Here is a 16,374-nt window from a genome sequence, read left to right as displayed (position 1 = left end):
GGTCTACCGGAATGACCGGTTCCACCGTCCCCCTATGATCCCTCGCCCTGCGCCTCCGGTGCGGGTGGTCCGGAAACGCAAAAACCTCTCGCGGGTGCGAGAGGTCTGCGCGCGGGTCTGGGACGACGGTGTCCGCTTCGTACGGGGTGGTGCGAAGCGGTCACTGCGGACCGGCGCGCCTGCTGCCAATAATCGTGGCGAACGGGAGCATGACGGCATGCTGGCACAGGTCCGGCCCCCGATGAGGGCGAGTCTCAGGATGCGGGCACTTTGTCCGCGTCCAGACGCCCGTCGGGCGTGCCTCCCACCCGCTTCAGGTCGATGTCACGCGTCTCGCGCATGGTGAGGTAGACGACCAGCGACACCGCCGCGCAGCCGGCCACGTACCAGTAGAAGCCCGACTCGAGACCGGACTTCTTGAACCACAGGGCCACGTACTCCGCCGTCCCGCCGAACAGCGCGTTGGCGATCGCGTACGGCAGGGCCACGCCGAGGGACCGTACGCCCGTCGGGAACAGCTCCGCCTTCACACAGGCGTTGATCGACGTGTAGCCGGTGACCACCACCAGCGCCAGCAGCGACAGCCCCAGGGCGGGCCAGAACGACCCCGCCTGCCGGAGCATCGTCATGATCGGCACGGTGAGGAAGGTCGAGCCGACGGCGAAGGTGATCAGCAGCGGGCGGCGTCCGATCCGGTCCGACAGCGCGCCGGCCAGCGGCTGCAGGCAGGCGAAGACGATCAGCGCGCAGAAGCTGACGAGCGTCGCCGTCTGCTTGGGCAGGCCCGCGGAGTTCGACAGGTACTTCGTCAGGTAGGTGGTGTACGTGTAGTACGCCACCGTGCCGCCCATGGTCAGCGCGATCACCAGGAACGCCTCGCGCTTGTGCCGCAGCAGCGCCCGGATCGTCCCGCGCTCCGAGGCCTGGGCGTCGCTCTCCTCGCCCGCCTCCTCCTCGTAGGCATCGGTCTCGAGCATGTTGCGCCGCAGGTAGAAGATGACGGCCGCGCCCAGGGCGCCCACGACGAACGGGATGCGCCAGCCCCAGCTGTGCAGCTCACCGCTGGTGAGGGTGCGCTGCAGGATGATCTGGATGCCCAGGCCCAGGATCTGGCCCGCGGTCATCGACACGTACTGGAAGCTGGAGGCGAAGCCGCGGCGGCCCGGCGCGGAGGCCTCGGTGAGGTACGTGGCGCTGGCCGCGTACTCGCCGCCCACCGACAGCCCCTGCAGCAGCCGGGCGACGAGCAGGACGGCGACGCCGCCGTAGCCCGCGACCGCGTATGTGGGGGCGACGGCGATCAGCACCGCGGAGGCGGACATCAGGCTGACGGTCAGCGTCAGCGCCGCCTTGCGGCCGCGCCGGTCGCCGACGCGGCCCAGCAGCCAGCCGCCGACGGGCCGCATGAAGAAGCCGACGGCGAAGATGCCGGCGGTGTTCATGAGCTTGGCGGTGTCATTGCCCTCGGGGAAGAAGGATCCCGCGAAGTACGTGGCGAAGCTGGCGTAGACGAACCAGTCGAACCACTCGACCATGTTGCCGGCCGAGCCGACCCAGATCTTCTTCCAATGCTGTGACTGCTGCCCCTGTGCCTGTCCCTGTCCCATGGTCGATCACGGTGGCGGAACGGCCGGGTTTCGGACAAGGGTGCGGGCGGCAACGATCCCGCGTACTTGCGTGCGTTGTGTTCACGACAAACGCACCCCATGCGCACGACAGCACGCGGCGAGCACGCGGCAAGCGCACGACCAGCACGCGACCAGCACGCCGCCCGTCGTGGCCCACCCCACATGAGAGCCGCTCATGACGGCCGCTCACCGCGGCCGTTCATGAGCGGCTGTCATGGCGTCCGTCCGCTAGCCCAGCGGGTGCATCCAGCCGTGGGCGTCCTCGGCCGCACCGGTCTGGACGTCCAGCAGCGCCTTGCGGAGCTTCAGGGTCACCTCGCCGGGCTGCCCGTCGGCCTGGGTCCACTCGGCGCCCGCGGACTTCACCGAGCCGACCGGGGTGATCACCGCGGCCGTGCCGCAGGCGAAGACCTCGGTGAGGGTGCCGTTCTCGGTGTCGCGCTTCCACTGCTCGGTGGAGATCCGGCCCTCCTCGGAGGTGTAGCCGAGGTCCTTGGCGATCGTGAGCAGCGAGTCACGGGTGACGCCGGCCAGCAGCGAGCCGGTCAGCTCGGGCGTGACGATCTTGTCCCCGTACACGAAGTACAGGTTCATGCCGCCCATCTCCTCGACCCACTTGCGCTCGAGCGCGTCGAGCCAGACCACCTGGTCGCAGCCCTTCTCGGCCGCCTCGGCCTGGGCGAGCAGCGAGGCCGCGTAGTTGCCGCCGGTCTTGGCGAAGCCCATGCCGCCGGGGACGGCGCGGACGTAGTTCTCGGAGAGCCAGACGGAGACGGGCTTGACGCCACCGGGGAAGTAGGCGCCCGCCGGGGAGGCGATCACGATGAAGAGGTACTCGTTGGCGGGCCGCACGCCCAGGCCGACCTCGGTCGCGATCATGAAGGGGCGCAGGTAGAGGGACTCCTCGCCGCCGTGCGCGGGCACCCAGGCCTCGTCCTGGCGGACGAGGACGTCACAGGCCTCGATGAACAGCTCCTCCGGCAGCTCCGGCATGGCCAGCCGACGCGCGGACGACTGGAAGCGCCGGGCGTTGGCCTCGGGCCGAAAGGTGGCGACGGAGCCGTCGGGGCGGCGGTAGGCCTTGAGCCCCTCGAAGATCTCCTGGGCGTAGTGGAGCGTCATGTTCGCCGGGTCGATCGACAGCGGCGCGTACGGAACGAGCTGGGCGTCGTGCCAGCCGCGGCCCTCGGTCCACTTGATGGTCACCATGTGATCGGTGAAGTGGCGGCCGAAGCCGGGGCTGGCCAGGATCTTCTCCCGCTCCGCGGCGGACAGCGGGTGCGAGGAGGGCTTGAGCTCGATCGTGGGCGTCGTCATGAATGCGTGTCCTTCACCTTGGTGTGTGGCGGACCGCGCTCACTCCGTCCCGTATGTACGAGGACGTCCGAGCTTCGCCTCATATCGCGGCCCCACGTTCGATTATCGCTCGTGAGGGGCCCGACGGAAAATGTGTATGCGCGGCCGGGAATCGATGGTGGCATCCGGTCCGCGCGACGGCACACCCGTGGAGGGCGGCGGGTGCCGCTCTTCCACGGGTGGCGTCGGGAGACGTGCGGGCGGACGGATCAGCCGGTTACGGAGCCGGCGAGTACGCGCGATACGAGCGCGTCGCCGATCTGGTCCGTCGTGCGGAACGAGCCGTCCCGCGCGGTGACGTCCTCGGCCACGGCCGTCTCGACGCGGGCCGCCTCGGCCTCGAAGCCGAGGTGGCGCAGCAGGAGCGCCACGGACAGCACGGTGGCCGTCGGGTCGGCCTTCCCGGTGCCGGCGATGTCGGGCGCGGAGCCGTGGACCGGCTCGAACATCGAGGGGAAGGTGCCGTCGGGGTTGATGTTGCCCGAGGCGGCGAGACCGATGCCGCCGGTGACGGCCGCGGCGAGGTCGGTGAGGATGTCGCCGAAGAGGTTGTCGGTGACGATCACGTCGAAGCGGCCGGGGTCGGTGACGAAGAAGATCGTCGCGGCGTCGACGTGCAGGTAGTCGGTGGTGACCTCGGGGTACTCCTGGCCCACCCGGTCGAAGATGTTCTTCCACAGGTGGCCGGCGTGGACGAGGACGTTGTTCTTGTGAACGAGCGTCAGCTTGCGGCGGGGGCGGGAACGGGCGCGCTCGTAGGCGTCGCGGACCACGCGCTCCACGCCGAGGGCGGTGTTGACGCTGACCTCGGTGGCGACCTCGTGGGGGGTGCCGGTGCGCATCGTGCCGCCGTTGCCGACGTAGGGGCCCTCGGTGCCCTCGCGGATGACGACGAAGTCGATGTCGGGCCGGCCGGCGAGCGGGGTAGCCGTATTGGGGAACAGCTTCGCGGGGCGCAGGTTGACGTAGTGGTCGAAGGCGAACCGCAGCTTGAGCAGCAGCCCGCGCTCGAGCACGCCGGACGGCACGGAGGGGTCGCCGACCGCGCCGAGGAGGATCGCGTCGTGCTGCTTGAGGGAGTCGAGCTCGACGCCCGTGAGGGTCTCGCCGGTGGCGTGCCAGCGGCGGGCTCCGAGGTCGTACTCCCTGGTCTCGAGCTTGACGTCCGAAGGGAGCACGGAGCCGAGGACCTTGAGGCCCTGGGCCACGACTTCGGGGCCGATGCCGTCACCGGGGATCACTGCGAGGCGAATGCTGCGAGACATACCGGGACCGTACTCCCTCGTCCCGATGGATGACACGTACCGTCCATATCGCGGACACGATGCCATCCGGACAGGCCACGTTCGGCCGAAGCGGGTGTCCCCGGCGGGGTTTCCTGGGACCTTCCCGGCATGGACACACCACGGGTAGGAATCCCCGACCGGCTGGCGAGCCGGATGTCGATGGCGGAACAGCACGAGTATCTGCGCACCAGGCTCACCCGGCGCGGAATGCTGCGCGCCGGCGCGGCCACGGCGGGCGCCGTCACGGGCACCGGCCTGCTGGGCGCCGGTACGGCCGCGTACGCCCGGACGCCGTCCCCCACCCTGGTCACCGCCCCCGCCACGGCGAGGGTCGACGGCTCGCTCGTCGCGCCCTTCGGCCGCCATCTGGCCTTCGGCGCCGACCCGCGCACCCAGATGCGGATCTCCTGGCAGGTGCCGTTCGCGGTCCGGCGCCCGCATGTGCGCGTGGGGGTGCGGCCCTGGGAGCTCGGCGAACGGATCCCCGCCGAGGTGCGCGACCTGCACACCCCGGCCCTGACGAAGAAGCTGCCGGCCGTCGACCAGGTCTATCTGCACGTGGCCCTGGACGACCTCCGGCCCGGCCAGACCTACTACTACGGCGTCGGCCACGACGGCCACGACCCCGCCGACCCCCGGCACTTCGCCGCCCTCGGCACCTTCACCACGGCCCCCTCGCGCCCCGAGCCGTTCGTGTTCACCGCCTTCGGCGACCAGGGCGTGAGCTACCACGCCCTCGCCAACGACCAGCTGATCCTGGGCCAGAACCCGGCCTTCCACCTCCACGCCGGCGACATCTGCTACGCCGACGACAGCGGCGCGGGCAAGCCCACGGACGTCTACGACGCCCGGGTGTGGGACCAGTTTCTGGCCCAGACCGAGTCGGTGGCGGCCCGGGTGCCCTGGATGGTGACCACCGGCAACCACGACATGGAGGCGTGGTACTCCCCCAACGGCTACGGCGGGCAGAGCGCCCGCTGGGCGCTGCCGGACAACGGCTTCGACCCGCGGCACGCGCCGGGCGTCTACTCCTTCGCCTACGGCAACGTCGGCGTCGTCGCGCTGGACGCCAATGACGTCTCGTACGAGATCGCCGCCAACGCCGGCTACAGCCGTGGCCGGCAGACCGCCTGGCTCGACCGCCGGCTGCGGGAGCTGCGCGAGCTGCCGGACATCGACTTCCTGGTGGTCTTCTTCCACCACTGCGCCTTCTCCACCACGCGCGGCCACGCCTCGGACGGCGGGGTGCGCGCCGCGTGGCTGCCGCTGTTCGAGAAGCACCAGGTGGACCTCGTCATCAACGGCCACAACCACGTCTACGAGCGCACCGACGCGATAAAGGGAACGCGCGTGGGCAAGGAGGTGCCCATCGGCGAGAGCGTGGACCCCGCCCGCGACGGCATCGTGTACGTCACCGCGGGCGGCGCGGGGAAGACGCTGTACGACTTCCCCGCCGCCGACAGCTACGAGGGGCACGTCAGGAGCGTCGAGAGCGTGCCCAGCTATTTCTGGGCCAAGGGGCGCGTCAAGAGCCCGGAGCGGGTGGAGTGGTCGCGGGTGCGCTACACCGGCTACTCGTTCCTGGCCGTCGAGGCCGAGCCGGGGCGCCGCCCCCGGCTGCGGGTGACGGCGCTGGCGGAGAGCGGGGCGCGCATCGACCACTTCACGGTCGTCCGCTCCGGGCGGCGCGCGGATCCCGGGCCGGAGCCCGGAACGCCCACCGGCAGGGGGGCCGGAACGACCACCGGCGGGGAGGCCGGGCCGGAGCATGGTGCCGCCGGGCCGCGGACCGGCGGGACCGCGGGTCAGTGACCGGTCACGCCGCCGTTGTCGCGACGGTCGAGGGCACGCTGGAGCGCGGCGGCGGCGTTCGCCCGGTCGGCCTTGCCCTCGGCGCCGGCGGACGTACGGGCGGCGCGGCGGATCCTGCGGACGGCGGTGTCGGCCATGGCGGTCACGTCTCCTCGTGGTGAAGTGCGCGCGGGCGCGCGGGTGCGATGGAGGTCCTGTGGTGTCCCGGGAGGGTCGGTCGAACAGCCGGAGGAAAGGGGCGGGGGCCGGTGCCGCAGGGGTCACCTGCGCTCGTCGCACGGGCCGCGACCGCGTCGCTCGATGGAGCGGAGGGTTCGGCTGACGTCCACGCTAGGACAGGGGCGCCGTGAATGTCTGCAGGATTACTCGGACTTCCTACTATCTGAGACGACCGGGTGAATCCGCTCATGGCAGGAACGCGACAAACCTGCCATCGGGCCGCCTCCGGGCCCACGCCGGCATCGTCCCGCCGGACCGGGGGCGGCCCGCAGGAACGACGCCGCCCCCGGCCGGCTGAGGGGCCGGTCGGGGGCGGGGTTCACCTGAGGGCTGATCAGCCCATGTGGGGGTAGGTGTACTCGGTCGGCGGGACCAGGGTCTCCTTGATCGACCGGGTCGACACCCAGCGCTGCAGGTTGCTCGCGGCACCCGCCTTGTCGTTGGTGCCCGAGGCGCGGCCGCCACCGAAGGGCTGCTGGCCGACGACGGCGCCGGTCGACTTGTCGTTGATGTAGAAGTTGCCCGCGGCGAAGCGGAGCTTCTCCATCGCGTCGGCCGCCGCGTAGCGGTCCTGGGCGATGATCGAGCCGGTCAGGGCGTACGCCGAGACGGACTCCATCTGGGCCAGCATCGCGTCGAAGTCGGCGTCCTCGTAGACGTGGACGGCCAGGATCGGGCCGAAGTACTCGGTCGTGAAGACCTCGTTCTCCGGGTCGGTGCACTCGATGACGGTCGGGCGCACGAAGTAGCCGACCGAGTCGTCGTAGCTGCCGCCCGCGACGATGGTGCAGGTCGGGTCGGCCTTGGCGCGGTCGATGGCCGCCTTGTTCTTGGCGAACGAGCGGTCGTCGATGACGGCGCCGATGAAGTGCGACAGGTCGGTGACGTCACCCATGGTGATGCCGTCGACCTCGGCCGCGAACTCCTCCTTGAAGCCGTTCTCCCAGATGGAGCGGGGGACGTAGGCGCGGGAGGAGGCCGAGCACTTCTGGCCCTGGAACTCGAAGGAACCGCGGGTCAGCGCGGTCTTCAGGATCGCCGGGTCGGCGCTCGGGTGGGCCACCACGAAGTCCTTGCCGCCGGTCTCGCCGACCAGGCGCGGGTAGGACCTGTACTTCTCGATGTTGTTGCCGACCGTCTTCCACAGGTACTGGAAGGTCTTGGTCGAGCCGGTGAAGTGGATGCCGGCCAGCTCGGGGTGGTTCAGGGCCGCGTCCGAGACGGCGATGCCGTCGCCGGTCACCAGGTTGATGACGCCCTTGGGCAGGCCCGCCTCCTCCAGCAGCTGCATGAGCAGCACGGCGGAGTGGGTCTGGGTGGGGGACGGCTTCCAGACGACCACGTTGCCCATGAGGGCGGGGGCGGTCGGCAGGTTGCCGGCGATGGCGGTGAAGTTGAAGGGCGTGATCGCGTAGACGAAGCCCTCGAGCGGGCGGTGGTCGCTGCGGTTCCACACACCGGCGGAGTTGGCGACCGGCTGCTCGGCCAGGATCTGGCGCGCGAAGTGCACGTTGAAGCGCCAGAAGTCGACGAGCTCGCAGGGCGTGTCGATCTCGGCCTGCTGGGCGGTCTTGGACTGGCCCAGCATGGTGGAGGCGGCCAGCGTCTCGCGCCAGGGGCCGGCCAGCAGCTCGGCGGCGCGCAGGATGATCGCGGCGCGGTCGTCGAAGGACATCGCGCGCCACGCCGGGGCGGCGGCGAGGGCCGCGTCGATCGCGTCCTGGGCGTCCTGCTGCGTGGCGTTGTTGAACGTGCCGAGGACGGCGGCGTGGTTGTGCGGCTGGACGACCTTGAACGGCTCGCCACCGCCCATCCGCTTCTCGCCGTTGATCGTCATCGGCAGGTCGATCGGGTTCGCCGCCAGCTCCTTGAGCTTGGCCTCGAGACGGGCGCGCTCGGGGGAGCCGGGGGCGTAGCTGTGCACCGGCTCGTTGACCGGCGCGGGGACCTGGGTCACGGCGTCCATGGGTTCCGTGTCTCCTTCGGGGCTTTTCGAGGGTGGTCGGGAGAGGGGGGCTCAGCCCTTGGTGAGGATGGAGCGGGCGAAGAACAGCAGGTTCGCGGGCTTCTCGGCCAGGCGGCGCATGAAGTAGCCGTACCAGTCGGTGCCGTACGCCGTGTAGACGCGCATCCGGTGGCCCTCGGCCGACAAACGGACGTGCTCGTCGCTGCGGATGCCGTACAGCATCTGGAACTCGTACTCGTCCAGTTTGCGCCCTGCCTGCCGGGCCAGGTCCTGGGTGATCGCGATCAGACGCGGGTCGTGCGATCCGATCATCGGATAGCCCAGGCCGCCCATGAGGATCTTGACGATCCGGACGAACGCCTTGTCGATCTCGGCCTTGTCCTGGTACGCGACGGAGGCGGGCTCCTTGTACGCACCCTTCACGATACGCACCCGGCTGCCGGCGGCGGCGAGGCGGCGGGCGTCGTCCTCGGTGCGGAAGAGGTAGGCCTGGATGACGCAGCCGGTCTGCGGGAAGTCCTTCCGCAGCTCCTCGTGGATGGCGAACATCGAGTCGAGGGTGGTGTGGTCCTCGGCGTCCAGGGTGACCGTGGTGCCGATGGCGGCGGCGGCCTCGACGACGGGACGGACGTTGGCGAGCGCCAGCTCGTGGCCGCCCTCCAGCGCCTGGCCGAACATGGAGAGCTTGACCGACATCTCGGCCCGCTCGCCCAGGCCCAGCTCCTTGAGCCGACCGATCAGCTCGAGGTAGGCGTCGCGGGCGGCGTGGGACTGCTCGACCGTCGTGATGTCCTCGCCCACGACGTCCAGGGTCACCTCGAGGCCCTTGGCCGTGGCGTCCTCGACGATCGGGACGACCTCATCGACGGTCTCGCCCGCGATGAAGCGGTCGACGACCTGTTTGGTGCCCGGGGCGGCCGACACGAAACGACGCATCCGGTCACTGCGCGACGCAGCGAGGATCACGGGACCCAGCACGGGGCACCTCCACGATGACGGCCGCTCCCACCTGGGGAGACGGCATAAGTAACTCATCGTGAAACGTAGAGTTCACGCCACCTCGCGGGCCATCGACAGCTGTCACGCATCGGTGGCCGGGATCTCAGACAAATGTATGACAATGAAGGCCGGTGAATACCGAAGGGAGTGCGGAGCGGCATGCGTGGCGAGTACCAACAGCTGGTGGACGAGATCTCGGCGGCCCTCGGCGCTCCCGCGACCCTGGAGGACCGGGACTTCGGGCTGATCGCGTTCGGCGCCCACGGCGGCGACGACGACCTCGAGATGATGATGGACCCCGTCCGGACGCGCTCGATCCTGCAGCGCCGGTCGACGGCGGCGGTACGGGCGTGGTTCGAGGCGTTCGGCATCGCGCGGGCGCAGGCGCCGCTGCGGATCCCGCCGGACCCGGCGGCGGGGGTGTTCAAGGGCCGCATCTGCCTGCCCGTACGGCACCGGGGCGTGGTGCACGGCTATGTGTGGCTGCTGGACGACGGGCACCTGGCGGGGCTGGACCTGAAGATGCCGTTCGCCGATCCCCGGCTCGCCCAGGCCATGGAGAGCGCCGCGCGCATCGGCGCCCTGCTGGCGGCCGAGGCCCGGGCCGGGGCGGAGCTGGGCGAGCTGCTGCGGGACCTGCTGACGGCCCGGCCGGCCGGGCGCGAGACGGCGCGCGGCGCCCTGCGGGAGGCCCTGGGGAGCGCGGCCGACGGGCCGCTGGCCGTGGTCGCCGTCGCGCCGTGGCGCGCGGCCGCGGACGGCGACGGGGACGACCAGGCGGGCCCGGACGCTACGGGCTCGGCGCTGGCCGCCCAGTCGGGGGTCGCCGCGATGTGCGCGGTGCCCGGCGTGCTCCCCGGCGGGTCGGCGGCGCTGGCCGCCCTCGTCCGGCTGCGGGCCACCAGCTCGCCCGCCCCGGCGCAGGCGGCCGCCGACCGGCTGCTGCGCTCGCCCCGCGCGGGGCGGGCCGACGCCGCGGCCGGGACCGCCGCGGCCGGGATCGGCACGCCCCGGCGGGGGCTGGCCGAGCTGCCGGACGCCTGGGCGGAGGGCCTGGCCGCCGCTCGGGCGGCGGTCGCGGACCGGAAACTGGGGCCGGTGGCCCAGTGGGCCGCGATCGGCCCGTACCGGGTGCTGACCGGCCTGCCGGCCGAGCACGCGGCCGACGAGGCCGTGCTGCCGCTCCTGGAGCCGGCCCACACCGAGCTGGCCCGGACGGCGGAGGTCTACCTCGACTGCGCGGGCCAGGCGAGCCGCACGGCGGCGGCGCTCGGCGTCCACCGGCAGACGCTCTACTACCGGCTGGGCCGGGTGGAGCAGCTCACCGGGCTCGACCTGGACGACGGCGAGGACCGTCTGCTGCTCCACATGACGCTCAAGGCAGCGCGCCTGCGCTCCCGGCCGTAGGGCGCCGCCGCCGGTGGGGCGGTGCCGGTCAGTCCTCGGCGATCGTGATCGCCTGGACGGGACAGCCGCGCGCCGCCTCCTTCGTCAGCGGATCGCCCGCGCCGTCCTCCCTGCCGGGACGGACGCTGCCGTAGCCGTCGTCGTCCTGGTCGAAGACCGAGGGTGCGGTGAGGGCGCACATGCCGGATCCGATGCAGATGTCGGAATCGATGGTGACGCGCATGATCGTGCTCCGTTCTTCGGTCACCAGGTGACCGGGAGGGCGTAGAGACCTTGCAGGGTGCTGCCGGGTTTGACGACGCCGCCGGGGCCCACGACCAGCTCGTCGGGTGCCAGGGCCGGGCGGAGCGTCGGGATGCGGGTGATGAGGGTGGTGAGGGCGATCTCCATTTCCGCGCGGGCCAGGTTCTGGCCCAGACACTGGTGGACTCCGTAGCCGAAGGCCACGTGGTGGCGGGCGACGCGCCGGACGTCGAGGGCGTCGGGGTGGTCGTAGACGGCGGCGTCGCGGTTGATGACGGAGGTGGGCAGGAGGACGCCGTCGCCCGCGCGGATGGTGTGGCCGGCGAGCTCGATGTCCTCGAGGGCGACGCGCACCATGCCGTCGGCGATGGACAGGAAGCGCAACAGTTCCTCGACGGCGCCCGCCATCAGGGCGGGGTCGGCGCGCAAGGCGGCGAGCTGGTCGGGGTGTTCGAGAAGGGTGTAGGTACCGAGGGAGATCATGTTGGCGGTGGTCTCGTGGCCGGCGACAAGAAGTATGAGGGCCATCTGGACGAGTTCGTCGCGGTCGAGCCGGCCTTCGGCGAGTCGTTCGGTGATGAGCTCGTCGAGCAGTCCGCCGTCGGCGGCGGCCCTGCCGTGCTCCTTGGCGTCGACGAGCCGGTGGAGGTAGTCGGTCAGCTCTTCCCTCGGCGCCCGGAGCTCTTCGGCGGTCGGGGCGGTGAGCAGCGCGCGGGAGCGGCCTTCGAAGAAGTCGTGGTCCGCGTAGGGGACCCCCAGCAGCCGGCAGATGACCATCGACGGCACGGGGAGGGCGAAGGCGGCGACGAGGTCGGCGCCGGACCCTTGTTCGAGCATGGCGTCGATGAGGCCGTCGACGACGGCCTGGATCGCCGGGCGCATGGCGGTGATGCGCTTGAGGCCGAACTGTGGGATGAGCATGCGGCGCTGCCGGGCGTGCTCGGGGTCGTCGACGCCGATGAGGGGGAACTCGAGCTCGGCCTGGGCCTCGGCGCGCGGCAGAAGGACGGGGAAGGAAGGATTCTTCCGGTCGGACGACAGCCGGGGGTCGGCCAGCAGCGCGCGGGCCTCGGCATGTCCGGTGACCGCCCAGACCTCGCGGCCGTCGTAGGGTCATCCGTCCCACCGGGCCGCGGGCGGCCAGCTCGGGGTACTGGGCGGGCGGGTCGTAGGGGGGTGCGGTCCTGCGGAAAGACGGGGGCGGCAGGGGTGGTGGAGGGGGTGTCGGTCACGGCCATGTGAACCTCCGGACGGACTGGTGTCCTTGGGCAACCAGTACAGCGAATTCATCCCGCTTACGTCCAGTACGCCCCCTCAACTCACCGCCGCGCAACCGTATTAGCCGCCCTGGCGGTGCCCCGTCAGCACCGTACCCGCGAGCACCCGGCGCATGCCCTCGACGACCTCCCCGCCGCTCGGCACGAACGACGGGTCGACGAGCCACTGCACCCACAGGCCGATGAAGAGCGAGTGGTAGAGGGAACCGGCGGTCCGCGCGGCCTCCTCGGTCACCTCGGTGTCGACCACGCCCTCGAAGAGGGCGACGAGCCCCTCCCGGCCGGCGGGCATGACCTCGGCGAACCTCTTCTTGAGCTCGGGGTGCTTGTCGAGCTGCCCCATCACCTCCAGCTGGGCCTGCCAGAACGGGCGGTTGGCGGAGAAGCCCTCGATCACGGCGTCGACGACGGAGGCCACCCGCTCCCCGGGGTCGGCGCCCGCGGCACCGGCGGCCAGGCTGCGGCCCATCTCGTCGCCCCACTCCTCGGTCATCCTCATGAACGCCTCCAGCATCAGAGCGTCCTTGGAGCCGTAGTGGTAGCCGATCGAGGCGAGGTTGGCGCCGGAGGCGGCGACGATGTCGCGCGCGGTCGTGCCGACCCAGCCCTTCTCCAGCAGGCAGCGCTTGGCGCCCTCGAGCAGATCTTCGCGGTGTCCCATGCGGGCACCCTAACCCTGCGCCGTACAACCGTCCATGACAGGCGTCTTATACAAACGTCATAGACAAGCGTTTAAGACGTGCGTATAGTCGTGGCCATGACGAACTCCGGCGCACCTCTCGCCGGGCGCAGGGAGTGGACGGCCTTCGTCGTCCTCCTGCTGCCCCTCCTCCTGGTCTCGATGGACGTGTCCGTGCTCTTCTACGCGGTCCCCGTCATCAGCGAATCGCTCGACGTCACCGCCACCGAGCAGCTGTGGATCTTCGACGTCTACGCCTTCGCCCTGGCCGGACTGCTGATCACGATGGGCTCGCTCGGCGACCGCATCGGCCGCCGCAAGCTGCTGCTCCTCGGCGCCGCGGCCTTCGGCACCGCCTCGGTGGCGGCCGCCTACGCCGACAGCGCCGGCATGCTCATCGCCGCCCGCGCGGTCCTCGGCATCGGGGGCGCGACCCTGATGCCCTCCACGATGGCGCTGGTGCGCACCCTGTTCCGCGACGACAAGCAGCGCAGCACGGCGATCGGCATCTGGTCCGGCGCCATGGCGGGCGGCATCGCGCTCGGGTCGGTGGTCGGCGGCGTCCTGCTCGAGCACTTCTGGTGGGGCTCGGTGTTCCTGATCAACGTGCCCGCGATGCTGCTCCTGCTCGTCCTCGCCCCCGTGCTCGTACCGGAGTCCAAGGACCCGCGGCCGGGCCGCTTCGACCTGCTGAGCGTGCCGCTGTCCATGGGGGCCGTGCTCCCGGTGATCTACGGCCTGAAGCAGATCGCGGCCGATGGCTTCAGCGTGCCGATGGGCGCGTGCGTCGCGGCGGGCCTGCTGGCCGGCTACGCCTTCGTCCGCCGGCAGCGGACCGTCCGGCACGCGATGATCAGCCGCGAGCTGTTCCGGCACCGCGCCTACGGACTGGGCGTCGCCTTCAACACCCTCGCCTCCGTCGGCATGATGGGATCCGCCTACTTCACCACCCAGTACCTGCAGAGCGTCCTCGGCATGGGCCCGCTGGAGGCCGCCCTGTGGGGGCTCGTCCCCTCGCTCGCGGTGAGCGTCGTCGCCCCGTTCGCCACCACCGTCGCCCGGAAGGCCGACAAGGCCCGCGTCATCGCCTGCGGCTTCCTCGCCGGCGCCGCCGGGTACGGCGTGCTGGCCCTGTCGGACACCGACTCCCTGGCCACGGCCCTGACCGGCGCCGCCCTCATCGCCTGCGGCATCGTCGCCGTCATGGCCCCGGCCGCGGACATGGCGCTGGCCACCGCCCCGCCGGAGAAGGCCGGTTCGGCCGCCGCCCTGATGGAGACCGGCCAGGAGTTCGGCAACGCCCTCGGGATGGCCGTCTTCGGCTCCCTCGGCACCGCCGTCTACCGGCGCGACGTGACCGACGCGCTGCCGGCGGACCTCCCCCACGACGCCGTGAGCGCGGTGCGCGAGACGCTGGGCGGCGCCGCGGGGGTCGCCGCCCGGCTGCCGGAGGCGGCGGGCGCGAACGTCCTGGCCGCGGCCCGCGAGGCCTTCACCCACGGCATGGTCGTCGCCTCCGTCGGCGGCGCGGCCCTGCTGGTCCTGGCCGCCGCCCTGGCCCTGGCCTCCGGCCGGCGCGCCCGCACCCCGGACACCGCCGCCGCCGAGCCGGCCGCCACGGCGGTCGCTGCCCGGAACTGACCCCGCGTCACCGCCAGGCGCGCCCCCGCCCGTCCGGGCGGGGGCGCGGCCGTGCTCCCGCCCGCGCCACGACCGGCTCCAGGCCGTCGAGCAGCCGGGCCAGCCCGAACGCGAACACCGCCTCCGGGCTCGGGTCGTCACCGGGGCCGGCGCCCTCGTCCTCCAGGTTCACGGCCGAATTCACGGCGAGACCGCGCACGAAGGACGACCACATGACCGCGACGTGCGCCAACACCGCCGCGTCGAGGCCCAGTTCGCGCAGCGGCTCCATCGCCCACCGCGCGTGGGCGCCGGCCCGGGCCGGCGAGGCCGCCGTGGCGAGCCACGGGTGACGGCGGTAGAGCCCCCACCTCATCCGCGCGGCCGCCTCCAGCCGCCCGCGCCAGTGAGCTGGAGCGCGCGCCGGGAGCTCGACGTCGCCGAAGACGGCCTCGGCCATCAGCGCGACCAGCTCGTCCTTGCCGGGTACGTGCCGGTACAGCACCACCGTGGAGACGCCGAGTTCGGCCGCGAGGGCGCGCATGGACAGCGCGCCCGAACCGTACGCGTCGGCGATGGCGACGGCCGTACGCACCACGCCCTCCCGCGAAAGCGCGGGCTCCTCCGCGCGCCGCCGGACGCGCCGTCGCGCCGTGCGTAAGTCCGGCTCCGGTTCGGGGCCCGCTCCGGGCGCGCGGACGACCGTACCCACCCCGGGCACCGCCCGCACCAGCCCCTCCTGCCGCAGAACCTCCAGCACCTTGGCGGCGGTGGCCGTCGCCACCCCCACTCCCGCGCGATCCCCGCGTGGACGGCACCTTCTCCCCCCCGCACCTCCCCGGACGCGATGCGCTCACGGAGCTCGGCCGCGATCCGGCGGTAGGGCGGATCCGTCGGCTGTCCCCATGCGCCCATGACGGAAGAGTACGGCCGGGCGGGACGCGTGGCCCCGCCCACAGAACAGGATGATCGGTCGGGTACGTTCAGTGACGATCCATCACCTACCGCGAAGGGCGGAAGACGCCATGAAGGCGATCCGCAGTTGCGTCACCGCGGCCACAGGGGCCGCACTCGTACTGAGCCTTACGGCCTGCGGCGGCACGGACGAGGGCGGCGAGCACACCCCGCATGCCGCGCTGAAGGCCACGGCGCTCAAGACCACGCAGCAGAACTCGTACCGGACGAAGCGCTGGACGGAGGGCTTTGGACAGGAGCCGAGCTCCCGCGAGGAGCTCGCCTTCCAGCGGAAGCCCGAGCTCGACGAGGTGAAGCACTGGAACAGATCCGGGCCCGCCAGCGCGAGCCGGACCTTACGCACCTCGGACGCCTTCTACGTCATGGAGAAGGCTGATGCCCCGGGCGACAAGTGGGTGAAGATGGACAACGACCCGCCGGCCGGCGCCCGGCGCCCCGTCGACCCGGAGATCAAGAAGCGGTCCGAGGGGCATCTGCCGAACATGATCGGATCCCTCGCGACGGCCAAGAACCTCGAAAAGGCCGGCGAGGAGACCGTGAACGGGCGCCCCACCACCCACTTCAAGGGCACGGTCGTCCCCCTGGAGATGGAGGAGTACAAGGGCGACGTCATGAGCGAGGCCGTGCGCGACCACTTCGCGAGCGACCGCAAGATGAACCACCAGGTGAAGGCCGAGATCGACCTGTGGATCGGCGAGGACGACCTCGTCGTCAAGGCCCAGGAGGTCGCGCGGACCTCCGAGGGCGAGATCCGCACGGTCGAGGAGTACTCGGGCTACGGCGCCGACCCGAAGATCACGATCCCCCGGGGCGATGACGTCGTCCCCTTCGTCCCGTCGTCGCGCTAGCCCGCCGACCGGCACGGGGCCGACGACGACTGAGGGCCGTACGCCGCATGAACGCCGCC

The 16,374-nt window shown here is 71.7% G+C and carries 13 protein-coding genes and 1 pseudogene; 4 read left to right on the top strand and 10 right to left on the bottom strand.

Annotated features, from left to right (window positions below; all coding sequences use genetic code 11):
• Nucleotides 1-254: 254 nt before the first annotated feature.
• The 3 genes from J1792_RS21235 to J1792_RS21225 all read right to left on the bottom strand — a co-directional run bounded on the left by J1792_RS21235 (nucleotide 255) and on the right by J1792_RS21225 (nucleotide 4,249).
• A complete protein-coding gene (locus J1792_RS21235) occupies nucleotides 255-1,607 on the bottom strand; it encodes an MFS transporter (protein ID WP_086573744.1) in 1,353 nt (450 codons plus the stop codon).
• Nucleotides 1,608-1,856: 249 nt separating this feature from the next.
• Nucleotides 1,857-2,945, bottom strand: a complete 1,089-nt coding sequence (locus tag J1792_RS21230) for a branched-chain amino acid aminotransferase (RefSeq protein ID WP_086573747.1) — start codon at nucleotides 2,943-2,945, stop codon at nucleotides 1,857-1,859.
• 248 nt (nucleotides 2,946-3,193) lie between these two features.
• The gene (locus J1792_RS21225) at nucleotides 3,194-4,249 is read right to left on the bottom strand and encodes a 3-isopropylmalate dehydrogenase (RefSeq protein ID WP_086573749.1); all 1,056 of its coding nucleotides are present in this window, start codon (nucleotides 4,247-4,249) and stop codon (nucleotides 3,194-3,196) included.
• A gap of 129 nt (nucleotides 4,250-4,378) precedes the next feature.
• Between J1792_RS21225 and J1792_RS21220 the strand changes: the two genes are divergently transcribed.
• A complete protein-coding gene (locus J1792_RS21220; RefSeq protein WP_207247993.1) occupies nucleotides 4,379-6,082 on the top strand; it encodes a purple acid phosphatase family protein in 1,704 nt (567 codons plus the stop codon).
• Here the strand turns inward: J1792_RS21220 and J1792_RS21215 are convergent.
• The 3 genes from J1792_RS21215 to J1792_RS21205 form a co-directional block, all read right to left on the bottom strand.
• A complete protein-coding gene (locus tag J1792_RS21215) occupies nucleotides 6,076-6,219 on the bottom strand; it encodes a hypothetical protein (RefSeq protein ID WP_086573763.1) in 144 nt (47 codons plus the stop codon). The genes J1792_RS21220 and J1792_RS21215 overlap by 7 nt on opposite strands.
• Before the next feature lie 416 nt (nucleotides 6,220-6,635).
• A complete protein-coding gene (pruA, locus tag J1792_RS21210; protein ID WP_207247992.1) occupies nucleotides 6,636-8,267 on the bottom strand; it encodes an L-glutamate gamma-semialdehyde dehydrogenase in 1,632 nt (543 codons plus the stop codon).
• Between the two features lie 51 nt (nucleotides 8,268-8,318).
• On the bottom strand, nucleotides 8,319-9,245 hold the full coding sequence (locus J1792_RS21205) for a proline dehydrogenase family protein (protein WP_086573755.1): 927 nt from the start codon (nucleotides 9,243-9,245) through the stop codon (nucleotides 8,319-8,321).
• A 180-nt stretch (nucleotides 9,246-9,425) separates the two neighbouring features.
• On the opposite strand from J1792_RS21205, the gene J1792_RS21200 reads away from it, so the two are divergent.
• On the top strand, nucleotides 9,426-10,673 hold the full coding sequence (locus J1792_RS21200; protein WP_207247991.1) for a PucR family transcriptional regulator: 1,248 nt from the start codon (nucleotides 9,426-9,428) through the stop codon (nucleotides 10,671-10,673).
• Between the two features lie 28 nt (nucleotides 10,674-10,701).
• On the opposite strand, the gene J1792_RS21195 is transcribed toward J1792_RS21200, so the two are convergent.
• From J1792_RS21195 to J1792_RS21185, 3 genes and pseudogenes are all read right to left on the bottom strand, one after another.
• Nucleotides 10,702-10,896, bottom strand: a complete 195-nt coding sequence (locus tag J1792_RS21195) for a ferredoxin (RefSeq protein WP_086573759.1) — start codon at nucleotides 10,894-10,896, stop codon at nucleotides 10,702-10,704.
• A gap of 20 nt (nucleotides 10,897-10,916) precedes the next feature.
• Nucleotides 10,917-12,154, bottom strand: a pseudogene (locus J1792_RS21190) (cytochrome P450).
• Between the two features lie 100 nt (nucleotides 12,155-12,254).
• Nucleotides 12,255-12,854 (bottom strand): TetR/AcrR family transcriptional regulator, encoded by a 600-nt coding sequence (locus J1792_RS21185; RefSeq protein ID WP_086573516.1) that lies wholly within the window; start codon nucleotides 12,852-12,854, stop codon nucleotides 12,255-12,257.
• Between the two features lie 96 nt (nucleotides 12,855-12,950).
• On the opposite strand from J1792_RS21185, the gene J1792_RS21180 reads away from it, so the two are divergent.
• A complete protein-coding gene (locus J1792_RS21180) occupies nucleotides 12,951-14,513 on the top strand; it encodes an MFS transporter (RefSeq protein ID WP_207247990.1) in 1,563 nt (520 codons plus the stop codon).
• Between the two features lie 7 nt (nucleotides 14,514-14,520).
• On the opposite strand, the gene J1792_RS34325 is transcribed toward J1792_RS21180, so the two are convergent.
• Nucleotides 14,521-15,276: a TetR/AcrR family transcriptional regulator gene (locus J1792_RS34325; RefSeq protein WP_307843055.1), complete on the bottom strand. Its 756-nt coding sequence runs from the start codon at nucleotides 15,274-15,276 to the stop codon at nucleotides 14,521-14,523.
• A gap of 241 nt (nucleotides 15,277-15,517) precedes the next feature.
• On the opposite strand from J1792_RS34325, the gene J1792_RS21170 reads away from it, so the two are divergent.
• Nucleotides 15,518-16,315: an SCO4651 family lipoprotein gene (locus tag J1792_RS21170; RefSeq protein ID WP_207247989.1), complete on the top strand. Its 798-nt coding sequence runs from the start codon at nucleotides 15,518-15,520 to the stop codon at nucleotides 16,313-16,315.
• The last annotated feature ends 59 nt before the right edge of the window (nucleotides 16,316-16,374 follow it).

This window comes from Streptomyces triculaminicus, from assembly GCF_017349075.1.
Classification (GTDB): Bacteria; Actinomycetota; Actinomycetes; order Streptomycetales; family Streptomycetaceae; genus Streptomyces; species Streptomyces triculaminicus.
Note: the sequence above shows the minus strand (reverse complement) of the source record. Positions and strands in the feature narration are given on the sequence as shown.